Raw genomic sequence first — 13,666 nt, 5'->3', positions numbered from 1 at the left:
CCGATGTCATTACTGGATTATTTTCGCTCAAGTAAGAAAAATACCGCCAGCACCGCCAAAGAGCGGCTGCAGATTATTGTCGCGCACGAGCGCAAACGCCGCAACGGCCCGGATTATCTGCCGCAATTAGAACGCGATATTCTGGAAGTTATCCGCAAATACGTGGATATTCCGGCTGATCAAATTGCCGTATCGCTGGAGCAGCGCGGCGACCAGATCTCGGTACTGGAACTAAACGTCACCTTCCCGGATGATAAGCGCTAAGTTTTTAACGGTTACATCAATTATCAGCCCGCTTAGTAGCGGGCTTTTTATTTAGTCCTGCAACACATCAGCATCAGTAAGCAATTACTTGCAAAGTGACTGCACATCGCCCATTTTAGACCTGACAATTGATAAATTTTAATGGAGCAATGCATGTTTAAAGCCATTTTAATTAATAAAGACAATGAGGGATATCACTCAGCTGTAAGCGAGGTGGACGAACAACAGCTACCTGTAGGCGATGTTACCGTCAAAGTAATCGCCAGTACCATCAATTATAAAGATGCCCTGGCCATTACCGGTAAAGCGCCGGTGGTGCGCAGTTTTCCTATGGTGCCGGGTATTGATTTGGTTGGAGAGGTTATCCAATCCGACTCTGCCCGATTTGTAGCGGGAGACAAGGTTTTACTTAATGGTTTTGGGGTTGGTGAGGGGCACTGGGGTGGTCTGGCGCAAAAAGCCCGCCTCGACAGTAGCTGGCTGATTTCCCTGCCAGAGAGTTTAACCCCTGAACATGCGATGGCGGTGGGCACCGCTGGCTACACGGCCATGTTGTGTGTCTTAGCATTGCAAAAGCATGGTATCACGCCAAAACACGGTGAGGTGCTGGTGACCGGTGCCAATGGCGGCGTAGGCAGCTATGCGGTGCGTTTATTAAGTAAATTGGGTTATCAGGTAGTCGCGGCAACAGGGCGACCAGACGAAAGCGACTATCTGAAACAACTGGGCGCTACAGAGATCATTAACCGTGAGCAGCTAAATGCACCGGGTAAACCGCTACAAAAAGAGCGCTGGGCCGGTGTCGTAGATTGTGTGGGAAGTCATACCCTGGCCAATGCCTGTGCCAGTACCCGCTATGGCGGCGCCGTTGCGGCCTGTGGTTTGGCACAGGGCATGGACTTCCCTTCATCCGTTGCGCCCTTTATTCTGCGCGGGGTAACCTTATACGGTATTGATAGCGTAATGCGCCCGCTCGCTGATCGCGTGCAGGCCTGGCAGCATTTAAGTGAAATACTCAGCCCGGAAGATTTTAACGCCATAAGCCAGGTTATTTCGTTAGATGAAGTAATTGATACCGCCTCAGCGTTACTGGCAGGTAAGGTTCAAGGCAGAGTCATCGTGAAAATGTGATGATCACAATGCGCCGATTTAAACGTAAAACGCCCGCAAATGCGGGCGTTTCTAAGCGACTTTTACAGAACCGTTAAAGTGGCTTATTCCTCGGCGACAAAGCCGTCCATTACGGTTAAACCTACCCCCATTAAGCCTGCACCATCGCGGGCAATAGCGGTGTATATCTTATTGGCTTCCAGCGTTAAAGCACCGGTTTCTATAGCAGCTGTTTTAGTACCAGTTGGGGTTACTGTAACGAAGTACTCACCTGCGGCCAGCGGCACATAGCCGGTTTCTGCTTTAAACGGCACGTCGCTGAACGCTGGCATTGCTTCACTGATATCACCGTCAGCTGTTACGTAAATATCAACATTACCGGCCAGGGTTGAGCCGTGCACGATGCGTACCCGGGCTTCAGTCGCGACAGTACGGGTGTCGTCCATCAGGATCAGCGGCTCAATGGCGAAATCATCAGCATCACTTAGCGAGCCAACGGCCAGCACAGTGTAGAATACGCCATCTTCCAGGGTTACGTCTGCGTCAATTACTGCCGTTTCAGTGTTTGCTACGGCAACTTTTACGTTGTAGTCACCCGGCGCTGGCGTAACATAGCCGGTGAAATCCGGGAAAGCTAAGTCTGATACCAATGGCTCGGCAAAATTATCGTTAACCACGATATCGACCGCCGGTGCGTCTGAGACATTATGCACAACCCGCAGCGACGAGGTTGTACCATCATCCAGAATCGGCAGCACTTCGCCTTCCGGGGTGACTGCAATCAATGATACCGGCGATTCACCGGAGTATTCGCTGTTAATAGCAGCAACAACTAAATCCATACCTCCGGCCAGTTCCAGCGTGTTGCTGTCAAATACCACGGTGTCGGTACCCGGCAGGGTGATCCGTACCCGGTAATCGCCGGCTGGTACATCCAGCGCGTCGGTAAATTCAGTGAACGCCAGGGTAGTAAGCGGTGCACCCAGCTCTTCATCGGGTGCAGTAACATGCACATCGACTGCAGGGGCTGCCGAAGCCGCATGCACGACTTGCAGCCGGACATTACCTTCTGCTAAATCAGCGACATCAGACGTTACAACTAAAGGTGCCAGGGTTTCATCAGCTACCAGTCCCACGGCAAATACTTTATAGTTAGTTGCTTCGGCCAGGGCCAATTCGGGAACATCGATTACTGTTGCGGTATTATCTTCTCCGGGCAAAATAGCATCTACGGCTACCGCATAATCAGCCGGCGGTAAGCTAAAGCTTTCAGAACTGCTGCCATAGGCTAAACCTTCGATAACGACATCACCATTAACACTGACATTAACGTCTGGTGCGTCAAAGGATGCATGCACTACCCGCAAGGTAGCGTCAACTACCGGTGGTGGTGGCGGTGGTGGTGGAGTTGGAGTTGGTAAATCTGAATCACTATCAAAACAACCGGTAAGTGATAAAGTTAAAACTGCCGGAACGGCAAATTTTAGTATTCCTTTCATGGTTATTACCCTTCAGTTATTAGTTGCGTAATGTTTACGTCACACTTAACTGAAAGAGATCAGCTTTTTTTATTGCAGATTTTTGCACAAATTAACCAAATTTTTCTATTGATCTGATTAACTGATAACAACGTTAATTATAGATTTTTGATCAAATTTGCCACATGCGCCGGAACTGGTAAATTAGGTAATAGCAATTGCTGCCGCCAGCCTGTTAAATATTCCGGCAGCGGCAGTAACGTTCTCTCCTGATCGGTCACCCGCCAACACCAGTTAAAATATTCATGAAGCTGACGCCGAACCGATATAAATGCCGCTGGGATCTCAGTGTCAGCTGCTGTTGCTTTAACAGCCTGGCTCAGCTCTGCCAACGCCACTTTTTCGCCGGGGAAATGCTCCAGATGATAATATGCCTGCGGACAGGCTTCTTGCGGTAGTTGCTTTGCCAGCTCTATTAATTCGATTAACGTTTTGGCATGCCGGCGCAAATCCCGGCCAGTCATTCCCGGAATATTAAGTAAACTTTCAACCGAGCCCGGCTTGCGCTTTGCCAGTTCCAGCATTTGAAAATCTTTAATAACCAGGCCGAGCGCTAAATCACGACTGGCCGCATATTCCAGACGCCAGGCAACTAGTTCGCGCAACACCGCCAGCTCACGGCTGCGTAACAGTGAACCATTTTTAACTTCCAGATACTTAAGCCGGGGTGGCAATGGACTTGCCCGCCGCTGTTGCAGTTGCTGGCCTTCGGCCAGTAGCAATGGCAATAAAACCGGGTTAGTAAACTGGGCCAGCAAGTGGTGATACAGCGGCAGCAAGTAAGTCACATCATTAGCCGCATACTCCAGCTGCCTTGCTGCCAGTGGCCGGGCTAACCAGTCGGTGCGTGATTCACTTTTATCCAATACTTCGCCGGTGGCCCGCTCTACCAGCTTGGCATAACCGATACTGCTGCCCCACCCCAGTAATTCTGCTGCCAGTTGAGTATCAAATAATGGCTGGATATGATTAATACCAATAGTCGCCAGCGCTTCAAGATCTTCTGTACAGGAATGCAAAGTTTTAACGATGGTTTCATCGGCAAACAACTGTGCCAGCGGTCGCCAGTCAGTAATAGTCAGTGGGTCAACCAATGCCAGCTGTTTGCCATCAAACAACTGTACTAAGCCCAGCTTTGGATACAAGGTACTCTGGCGGATAAACTCAGAGTCCACTGCCAGCACACTCTGGCCAGCTGCAGTCTGACAATACTCTGCCAGGCTGCGGTTATCGGTTAAAACATAACTCATGCACACTTCTCATAAAAACAAAGCCGGCTAACGCCGGCTTTGGATCAATCCCGCAACTCGCGCCGCAGAATTTTACCCACATTAGTTTTCGGTAATTCGTTCCTGAATTCTACCAGTTTTGGTACCTTGTAGCCCGTTAAATGTTGTTTGCAGTGGCCAATTACGTCTGCTTCAGTCAGTGATGGGTCTTTTTTAACAATAACCACTTTGACTATTTCACCAGACGTATCGTTGGCCACGCCAACAGCGGCGACTTCCAGAACTCTTTCGTCCATTGCCACAACTTCTTCAATTTCATTCGGAAACACATTGAAGCCTGAGACAATAATCATGTCTTTTTTGCGATCAACAATATAAAAGAAGCCTTCGGCATCCATCGTCGCAATATCACCGGTATACAGCCAGCCATCTTTAATGGTTTTGGCAGTTTCCTCCGGCCGGTTCAAATAGCCTAGCATTACCTGCGGTCCCTGTACTAACATTTCTCCTGGATCACCCACCGCGACATCGTTACCCTCTTCGTCTATCAAACGAATTAACGTTGAGGGTGCAGGTAAACCAATACTACCGTTAAAATCATCCAAATCAAACGGACTTAAAGTAACCAGCGGACAGCATTCGGTTAAGCCATAGCCCTCGAGCAAACGGGTTTTTGTTACTTTTTTCCAGCGTTCTGCAACAGGTCGCTGCACCGCCATGCCACCGCCTAACGACAGCTTTAAACGGCTGAAATCCAATTCGGCAAAACCGGGAGTGTTCAGTAAGCCATTAAACAATGTATTGACACCGGTAATAGCGGTAAAAGGAAACTTGGACAGCTCTTTGACAAAAGCCGGCATATCACGCGGGTTGGTAATAAGTAAATTGGTACCGCCATATTTAAAGAAAGTGAAGAAATTCGCCGTTAAAGCAAAGATATGATAAAGCGGTAGTGCTGTAACCACATGCTCTTTGCCTTTATCCAGAAAACTGTCAAGAAAACCACTGCACTGTTCCAGATTTGCGACCATATTACGATGGGTTAACATGGCACCTTTTGACACCCCGGTCGTACCGCCGGTGTATTGCAAGAAAGCAATATCTTCACCACTGACATCTGGTTTCTGATATTTTAAATGCTGGCCTTTTTCCAGCACCGCATTAAAGCTGACAAACTTACTTAACGAGTATGCCGGAACCAGCTTTTTAACGTGTTTAACCACCAGATTAACGATACTACCTTTTACCAGACCGAGCATGTCCCCCATTTTAGTCAGAATGACATGTTCCAGGTTAAGTTGTTTTTCTACCGCTGCCAGGGTATGGGCAAAGTTTTCAACAATGACAATGGCTTTGGCTTTGGAATCAGATAACTGGTGTTGCAGTTCGCGCGGGGTATAAAGCGGGTTAACATTAACGACAGTGCAGCCTGCACGTAACACACCCATTAACACTACCGGATATTGCAGTAAATTCGGCATCATAATGGCGACGGCATCACCTTTGTTCAGGCCAAGATCTTTTTGTAAATAAGCCGCAAAAGCTTTACTTAATTTATCCAGTTCACGATAACTGATGCTTTTACCCATATTGATAAAGGCTGTTCTATCAGCAAACTGACTAATGCTCTGGGTAAAAATATCGAGCAGGGAAGGGTAATGATCAGCATCAATTTCTGCGGGCACACCTGACGGGTAACGCTTTAACCAAACTTTATCCACCGTCCTCTCCTTTCTATTAAGGTTATTATTTTATAGTTTTAAATATGGCTGCCTGCAATAAATGATTGTGCTTTACTGTCGGGCAATAAACCGAATATTGAGTATTTACTCTAGCGCTAATCATCCCACAATTGCTCGCCATGCACAATTAGCTTGCCGCATATGTGGTTAATCAGCGTTAGCAGCGGGTTTAATAAATTTCAGCGTCATCCGGTCACTTTCCCCAATGTCCAGATACATTTCCCGGTTATAGTTACCCAGGGCCAGCGTGGGAGGCAAGGTGTAAACCCCTTTCGGGTGATCTTTACTATCAAGCAAATTAGCGTTAATTTCACTGCGCGCAGCGAGCTGAAAGCCGACTTGCTCTGCTGCAGCAATGACATAGGCCTCATCAAGGTATCCTTCAACGGCCACACTGGTGGTATCTGACAAATGTGCGGCTCGGTGCTCCACTAAGCCCAGCACGCCACCGGGTTTAATCACATCATACAAAGTTTGCAAGGTCGCAGATAAATGGCCGCTTTCATCCCAGATGTGGGCGTTACGAAATGACAGCACCATATCAAACTGTTCGACAGCTAACGCAGGCTGGAAATAAGGGGGGTCAAGTTCGACCTGATGAACGGTACCAAAATGGGCTTCCCGTTCACTGATTCGCTCTGATAGTTTCGCGCTTAAACGGGCCCAGAACTTCGCCCTCTCACCTTTTAATGTACCATCGTCGTGCTGGAACTGGGCAATAGTAAAATGGCCTTGCTCTTTTAAATAGGGCGCCAGAATTTCGGTATACCATCCACGGCCAGGCCATACTTCAAGTACTGCCATATCGGGCTTTATACCGAAAAAGTGCAGCGTATCTGCGGGATTTCGATACTGGTTACGGGCAATGTGTTCGGCACTTCGTTCACTGCTAAGTGCTAACTCGCTTAGTTTCTGTCGTGGATCCGCCTCTGCCGCCAGTGTTTGCCAAGCCAGACTAAGGCTTAATGTAAGTACTATGTTTGTTATTATATTTTTCATAGCTTCCCTTGTACTACTCATTAGCTTATTAAACATCATACTTGTATGACCACAGTACAACGCATTCGTTCTAAGATAGCCTGCACTGCTAAAAATTGTCCAGCAAAACACTCAATTGATAGTCTGAACTGTAATTCTTAAATGAAAATAGCGACAGCTTGTCGCATGACACTTGGTTGGCATGGTGAGTTAACGTACACTTCAGTTAACGTTGAAAAAATACAGGTTAACCGATGCGCCCAACTTTCTTATGTCTGGCACTAGCAAGTTTATTGCCTTTTAGCACTGAGGCCGCCCCAAAGAATATTATTTATATGATTGGTGATGGCATGGGGCCATCCTACGTTGCAGCTTATCGCTATTATCAACGAGACCCGGCCGCAGCCGAGGTAGCCAATACCGTGTATGACGAATTGCTGACCGGCATGGCCAGTACCTACCCAGATGACGATACTCTGGTAACCGACTCTGCAGCTGGTGCCACAGCCCTGGCTACCGGTGTTAAAAGCTTTAACGGCGCTATTGCCGTTAATCAGCAACACATCCCTATTGGTACCATGATGCAGTTGGCCAAACGCCTGGGCAAAGCAAACGGGATTGTTGCCAGCTCGCAGGTTAACCATGCCACGCCGGCGTCATTTCTGGCGCACAATAAAAGCCGGCGTAATATGAACGAGATTGCCGATATGTATCTGGATTACCGGATTGACGGTAAACCGGTAGCCGACTTAATTATCGGCGGTGGCACTAAATACTTTGTCCGGCAAGATCGTAATCTTATTGACGGCTTTACCGAACTTGGCTACCAATATACTGACGATTATCGTCAACTGGACAGTCTGACCCGTTTACCGGCAATCGCTTTACTTACTGAGGACGCATTACCTGCAGTTCTTAACAGCGATTACGGCAGCATGTTAGCGCCCCTGACAGATAAAGCGCTGCAATTGCTATCTGAGGCAGATAAAGGCTTTGTGCTGATGGTAGAAGGCAGCCAGATTGACTGGTGTGGCCACGATAATGACATTGCCTGCGCCATGGCAGAAATGCATGACTTTGCCAAAGCGATTGAAGTGGCAAAAGCCTATGTCGATGCTAACCCGGATACTTTGTTAATTGTTACCGCCGATCATGAAACCGGCGGCTTATCATTAGGCGCCAATGGTGTTTATCAATGGCGCACCGAGGTGATTAAACAGGTAAAAGCAACAGGTCGGGAAATAGCCAAGCAGCTGCGCCAGTTGGAAAACCAGCAAGACATCAGCCGGCGTTACACCGAACTGACGGGAATCAGCCTCGATAAAGCACAGCTGCAAATGCTACTAACGGCGCTTGCCGACGACGATGAAAAAGTGGGTCGCAACCAGATATTACGGTTTATTAGTGATGCCTCACTAACCGGCTGGACCAGTGGCGGCCATACCGCAGCGGATGTACCGGTGATGGCTTATGGTAAACATGCCGGTGAATTTAACGGCTTTATGGATAATACCGACATTGCCAAAAAGCTGATTCAGTATATTCAGCAGACTAAGTAAAGAAATTTGCTCTGTTAGCGCAGAGCAAATAGATTCGCCTTGTTAACCTGGCCCTACTCCTCTGCTATCAACTGGCGCCGTAATTTCGGTGCTGTGGTATCAGGGTGCAGCCAGATATCAAAAAAAGCCGGCGCAAAGTCTTTATCTTCCACCACTCCAATATCGCTGTCATTGAAATAAAACTGTACCTGGCCCTGCTCGGTATACAGCGCCGCTAAGCGGTCACCTTCTTTTACATCTCGCCACAGCTTATCAAGACTTGCCGCCCATTCTTTATGTTGCTGCTCGCTGGTTTTACCAAGCTTTTGCCATTGCTCTACCGTCGCCTCAATAAACTGGTCTTTGCTGATATCACGCTTATAAGTCAATTCCAGTAACAGCGGACTACTTTGCTGATAGTCATCAAAGGTGCCATCTGTACTGGCCAGTCTGGCATCGTACAGCTGCCAGAAAAGATAACGATAACTGCCCTCTCCTACAGTGGTCAGATCAGGTTTTGCCGCCAGCATGCCGGCAAAACTCAATGCCGCAATACTAATTAACAGTTTGTGCATAAAACCTCCTGCTATACCCCAAAATCACGCCGATAGCACCCCATATCACAACCAGAACCACAAACGACCATCCCGCTAACGGAAACTGCAGCACGCCACCGCTCAGCGCAGCACCGCCCAGATAAGATAAGGGACCACCACTGGCTCCCAGCAGAAAACCCAACCACCATGGCCGTAAAAATCCGGCCATGGTTTCTACTGCCGCCAGCGCAAACAACGCCCATATCAGTAAAAACCAACCAGGCAGTAAGCTACTTCCGCTGAACGAAATAACCTGCAAAGAGACAAGTATTGCATCTAAACCAAGACCTGCCAGTGTTATCAGTAATACTGCCCATCGGGCCCGGGTAGGCAGCAGATACACCCCGTATAACAAGTAGCCCATGGCCGGCACTATCGCCAGCGTTTGAAAATACACCAGCGCCAACCAAGCCAGTTCAAAGCCGATAATCGAACGCCAATGAATACCCTTGTGCGGAATTAAGTAATCCGCTGCTGCTACTGAACTCACATTACTCATTGTTGTTTCATCTTTTTGGCCAGTTTATTCCGCAGCCCATACGGCAGTAAACCCAGCGCTTTTAACAGAAAACTGAGCCGCCGTGGGAAGCGTAAGCGGCTTTTGCTGGCGTTAATACCATCAAAAATCCGGCTGGCTGCTTTTTCAGGTTCCATCAAAAATGGCATCTCAAAATCGTTTCTGCGGGTAAGAGGGGTATCAATAAAACCAGGTTCAATTAAACAAACATTAATATCAGTGTCGGCTAAATCAACCCGCAAGCTGTCGGCAAAATAGGCAACCGCCGCCTTACTGGCACCGTAAGCCTCGGCGCGGGTAAATGGGAAAAAATGAGACATGGAACTGACAATAGCCAGAGTGGGAGTATTGCCGGTGTTCAGCAGTGGCAGCAGGTACCGGGTGCAGCACACGACCCCCTGAACATTGACTGCGAAGGTGCGTTCAAATGCAGCCAGATCAAGATCGTTGACCTCGACATACTCACAGGTTCCGGCATTGAGTATTGCCACATCGATTTTCTGACCAGCGGGTAAGGCTGCTGTCCAGCTTGCCAACGCGACACTGTCGGTCACATCTAAACTTACCGGTTTTATGTTGTCATTCTGTGCGGCCAGCTCAGCCAGTTTGTCGGTTGAACGGGCGACAGCATAAACCAGCCAACCTTTGCTGGCGTAATGCAGTGCTGTTGCTTTGCCCATGCCAGAGCTGGCACCGGTGATCAGACAAATTTTAGCCATGATATATCCTTATAACGAAACTGCCTGGCAGTTTATATCGATACTATTAGCTGGATGATACGCAGTGACACTAAGGCTGGATTGGTTCAGGCGTAAAGATCAACGCCCAATAATGACTGAACTTCAGCCCGACGCTGCTCGTTCTGTTGGCTCTGATAGGCGGCAACCGCTTGCTGACCGCGGCTGCTATTGCTGTTTTGAAAGTTGCTTTGTTGGTTGCGCTCGTTATCCAGCTGATTAATTACCTGCTGACTGGCCCGGATACCGCTGCCCGCATTGGTATTTGTCGACCCCGTTAACCGACTGTCATCCTGTAAAGGTGCACGACGCTGCTCTGTCCCGGCAAATACGCTGGCAACATTAGCGGGGGCATTCAGGCTTTGATTTACAGTCAGGCTCATAACATCTTCATAGTAAGCAAACTGGCTTAATTATAACCAGTTTGCCAATTTAACCAAGTGTTTTATCTGCCGGGTAATTTTTTCCAGCTGACTTCATCGCGCACATAGACTGGCTCAGCCCGTTCGGCACTGACAAAACGCCCCTGATTAAAAGCCGGCTGTGCCAGGGTTAGCATATCGCGGGCAGAGGGATACAAAATATCACCGGCAATATCGGCTGGCTGCGCCCGCATTAACTCAGTGGCATAAGTTTGCCAGCCCGTGCCAACGGCTATTACTTTGCCACTTAAGCCAAGTGGGGCCAGCAATTGCGGTTTAATGGCCTGTTCCGCAGTTAATTGTTGCAACTCGCCATTGCTGTCGCAGCTAAAGCTGGCCAGATACACTTCTGCCATTCTGGCATCTATTGCTGCCACGACCTGAGTAGCCTGGTGTAGCCGCACCGCGGCCTGTGCCATTGCGGCCAGGGTCGAAACACCAAACACCGGTAAGTCAGCACCAAACGCCAGGCCCTGGGCTACCGAGACCCCAATCCGTACCCCGGTGAAACTGCCCGGACCACGGCCAAAAACGATGCCATCTAAGCCATTTAAGCTCAGCCCTGCTTCGGCCAGTAAGCCATCAATCATTGGCAGCACTCTTTTGCTGTGCTGCTGCGGACATACTTCGTCCAGCGCAATAATATGGCCCTGCTGTAACAGGGCCACTGAACATGCTTCAGTTGAGGTATCCAGTGCCAGTAACTTCACTTTAATTTTCCTGTCTTGTCTGTTGTAAAAATGCGGCAGCATCATCCAGCGAACGGGTGCGGCGCATTGGCGGCAAACTTTTCAGAAATACACCACCATAGGGCCGGGTTACCAGACGGTTGTCGCAAATAACCAGCACGCCACGGTCGGTGACATCTCGGATAAGCCGGCCAACCCCCTGTTTCAGGGTAATAACCGCCTGCGGCAATTGCACCGTGCTGAACGGGTCCAGGCCCCGGCGCTGACAATCTTCGCTGCGCGCCTGTAACAACGGGTCATCGGGTGATGCAAACGGCAACTTATCGATAATAACGCAACTTAGGGTATCGCCGCGCACATCTACCCCTTCCCAGAAGCTGCCGGTACCCAGCAGCACCGCATTGTCCAGGGTAACAAACTGCTCCAGCAACAAACGCTTACCGGTACTGCCCTGCACCAACACCGGCTGGCTGATGTGTTCGGGTAGTGCGTTGGCCATCCACTGCAACATACGATGGCTGGTAAATAGAAAGAAACAGCGACCATTATTGGCTTTAATCAGCTTTACCGCCAATTCAAGTAATGCCGGGCCCATTTGCTGCTGATGCGGCTCGGGTAAATATCGCGGCAGGCACAACATCGCCTGACGAGCATAGTCAAACGGGCTTTCCAGCAGTAAGGTCTGGGCGTCATCCAGCCCCATCTGCGCGGTGTAATGGTTAAAGCCTTCGTTAACTGACAAGGTGGCAGAAGTGAAAATCCAGCTGCGCTGCTCAGCCGCCACTATTGCTTTAAAACGCTCGGCGATACTTAGCGGGGTTAAATGCAAACTGACATGCAACCGGCTGGTTTCGTACCATAAACTTACCCCGGTCTGGCTTAAATCCTGCATTTTCAGTAAACGATTTTTTAGCTGAGCCAGCCGCTCAAACACATTATCCACAGTATCACTGCGGCCCAGGCTGCTTTTTAATACCTGATACAACATGTCGATGGCATCATTTACCCGGGTCAGTGCAGTTTGCATTGGCGTTTGCTGCGCTAAATCACGCCAGTTACCACGACTGGGGTCAGCAGCAAACTGCAGCCGCCAGTCCCGTACTAAACTGGCCAGCTTCTCTGCCACTTTTACTAACTGCGGGTGATCGCGCAGCTCTGTTTTGCAGGCTAATTCTAAATCTTTGCACAAATCCAGCAATAATCGGCTGGAAACCTGCTCGCCAAAATAATCACTGGCAATATCAGGCAGTTGGTGTGCTTCGTCGAAGATAATCACATCCATTTGTGGCAGCAGTTCACCAAAGCCAGTGTCTTTTAATGCTAAGTCGGCGAAAAACAAATGGTGGTTTACTACCACTAAATCCGCTGCCTGCGCATTTTTACGGGCTTTAAGTAAGTGGCAGTCTTCATATACCGGGCAGTCCTTACCAAGACAGTTGTCGGTGGTGCTGGTAACGTACGGCAGAGCTTTTGAGTCTTCGGCAATATAGCTCAGCTCACCAATATCGCCCGACTGGGTTTCGGACGACCACTTTTTAATCAGGCTTAAATCCTGAATTAGCTGCTCGTCCTGCACCGGTACATGGTTGTAATGTTGCTCTAACCGAAACAAACATAAGTAATTGGCGCGGCCTTTTAACAAGGCGGTATGAATGGGACTGGCCAGTGCCTGCTGCACTTTGGGCAAGTCGCGCAGAAACAATTGCTCCTGCAGGTTTTTAGTGCCGGTAGAGAGAATAACTTTTTTGCCAGCAAGTAACGCCGGTACCAGATACGCATAAGTTTTACCGGTACCGGTGCCGGCTTCAACAACCAATGCCCTGTTAGCGGCAATAGCTTCGGCAACCGCTTCAGCCATTTGCAGCTGCGCAGCACGCGGGTTAAAGCCTGAGATATTACTAGCCAGTTTGCCTTTTTCAGCAAACGCAGCCAGCACCTGTCTGGCCAGACTACTCGTCATGGTCTTGTTGGTTAAGGCTGAAAGTTGGACTAGTCACTGCGGCACCTGCTCTTTTAAAAGAGCGCTATTATGCCTTTATCAGCAGAAAAATTCAGACAAAAATATCCAGATGACCATCTTTATCGACATGTTGCTCTTCTTCCGGGGTCGTGTAAGGTGGTTCCGGATAATCTTCGGCCCGCCTGCCGCGGTTGGGCGATGGCTGGCGCATAATAAGGAATTTTTGTTCATTCGGTTTCAGCGGGCTTAATCTGGCCTCTTTAAATACCGGTACTACCTGCTTTGGATCAGGTTCCACCGGTGTGCCTGGCACCCGTTGTACAAACGGCATAAAAGCGTCCATAAC

14 protein-coding genes are annotated in these 13,666 nt (G+C 49.0%); 3 read left to right on the top strand and 11 right to left on the bottom strand.

The features are described from left to right. The first annotated feature begins 3 nt into the window (after positions 1–3). Together minE and KG631_RS16345 are read left to right on the top strand one after the other, a co-directional pair. On the top strand, positions 4–264 hold the full coding sequence (gene minE / locus KG631_RS16350) for a cell division topological specificity factor MinE (protein WP_214000723.1): 261 nt from the start codon (positions 4–6) through the stop codon (positions 262–264). Between the two features lie 153 nt (positions 265–417). Continuing rightward, positions 418–1,395, top strand: a complete 978-nt coding sequence (locus KG631_RS16345) for an MDR family oxidoreductase (RefSeq protein ID WP_214000722.1) — start codon at positions 418–420, stop codon at positions 1,393–1,395. A gap of 83 nt (positions 1,396–1,478) precedes the next feature. Here the strand turns inward: KG631_RS16345 and KG631_RS16340 are convergent, their stop codons facing one another. The 4 genes from KG631_RS16340 to KG631_RS16325 form a co-directional block, all read right to left on the bottom strand. Continuing rightward, on the bottom strand, positions 1,479–2,873 hold the full coding sequence (locus KG631_RS16340) for a DUF4397 domain-containing protein (RefSeq protein ID WP_214000721.1): 1,395 nt from the start codon (positions 2,871–2,873) through the stop codon (positions 1,479–1,481). Between the two features lie 137 nt (positions 2,874–3,010). Beyond that, positions 3,011–4,162: a ribonuclease D gene (gene rnd, locus KG631_RS16335; protein WP_214000720.1), complete on the bottom strand. Its 1,152-nt coding sequence runs from the start codon at positions 4,160–4,162 to the stop codon at positions 3,011–3,013. A gap of 44 nt (positions 4,163–4,206) precedes the next feature. Then, positions 4,207–5,862: a long-chain-fatty-acid--CoA ligase FadD gene (fadD, locus tag KG631_RS16330; protein WP_214000719.1), complete on the bottom strand. Its 1,656-nt coding sequence runs from the start codon at positions 5,860–5,862 to the stop codon at positions 4,207–4,209. A 168-nt stretch (positions 5,863–6,030) separates the two neighbouring features. Then, a complete protein-coding gene (locus tag KG631_RS16325) occupies positions 6,031–6,882 on the bottom strand; it encodes a methyltransferase (RefSeq protein WP_214000718.1) in 852 nt (283 codons plus the stop codon). Positions 6,883–7,115: 233 nt separating this feature from the next. Here KG631_RS16325 and KG631_RS16320 point away from each other — a divergent pair, with 233 nt between their 5' ends. Further along, positions 7,116–8,420, top strand: a complete 1,305-nt coding sequence (locus KG631_RS16320) for an alkaline phosphatase (RefSeq protein WP_214000717.1) — start codon at positions 7,116–7,118, stop codon at positions 8,418–8,420. A gap of 53 nt (positions 8,421–8,473) precedes the next feature. Here KG631_RS16320 and KG631_RS16315 read toward each other — a convergent pair whose 3' ends face one another. From KG631_RS16315 to KG631_RS16285, 7 genes are all read right to left on the bottom strand, one after another. Beyond that, the gene (locus KG631_RS16315) at positions 8,474–8,974 is read right to left on the bottom strand and encodes a chalcone isomerase family protein (protein ID WP_301003937.1); all 501 of its coding nucleotides are present in this window, start codon (positions 8,972–8,974) and stop codon (positions 8,474–8,476) included. Beyond that, on the bottom strand, positions 8,955–9,494 hold the full coding sequence (locus tag KG631_RS16310) for a DUF2878 domain-containing protein (protein ID WP_214000716.1): 540 nt from the start codon (positions 9,492–9,494) through the stop codon (positions 8,955–8,957). Before KG631_RS16310 ends, KG631_RS16315 begins: the two co-directional genes overlap by 20 nt. Beyond that, on the bottom strand, positions 9,491–10,231 hold the full coding sequence (locus tag KG631_RS16305) for an SDR family NAD(P)-dependent oxidoreductase (RefSeq protein ID WP_214000715.1): 741 nt from the start codon (positions 10,229–10,231) through the stop codon (positions 9,491–9,493). The genes KG631_RS16310 and KG631_RS16305 overlap by 4 nt, the downstream gene beginning before the upstream one ends. 86 nt (positions 10,232–10,317) lie before the next feature. Further along, the gene (locus KG631_RS16300; protein ID WP_214000714.1) at positions 10,318–10,632 is read right to left on the bottom strand and encodes a hypothetical protein; all 315 of its coding nucleotides are present in this window, start codon (positions 10,630–10,632) and stop codon (positions 10,318–10,320) included. Between the two features lie 62 nt (positions 10,633–10,694). Continuing rightward, a complete protein-coding gene (tsaB, locus tag KG631_RS16295) occupies positions 10,695–11,381 on the bottom strand; it encodes a tRNA (adenosine(37)-N6)-threonylcarbamoyltransferase complex dimerization subunit type 1 TsaB (protein WP_214000713.1) in 687 nt (228 codons plus the stop codon). A 1-nt stretch (position 11,382) separates the two neighbouring features. Next, entirely contained in the window at positions 11,383–13,320 is a 1,938-nt protein-coding gene (locus KG631_RS16290) for an ATP-dependent DNA helicase (protein WP_214000712.1), read from the bottom strand. Between the two features lie 91 nt (positions 13,321–13,411). Then, positions 13,412–13,651: a hypothetical protein gene (locus tag KG631_RS16285; RefSeq protein ID WP_301003935.1), complete on the bottom strand. Its 240-nt coding sequence runs from the start codon at positions 13,649–13,651 to the stop codon at positions 13,412–13,414. Positions 13,652–13,666 lie beyond the last annotated feature (15 nt).

Origin of the sequence: Arsukibacterium sp. (assembly GCF_018402695.1) — a bacterium.
In the GTDB taxonomy this organism is placed as follows: domain Bacteria; phylum Pseudomonadota; class Gammaproteobacteria; order Enterobacterales; family Alteromonadaceae; genus Alishewanella.
The sequence above is the reverse complement of the archived record's forward strand: the minus strand, read 5'-3'. Positions and strand labels throughout refer to the sequence as shown.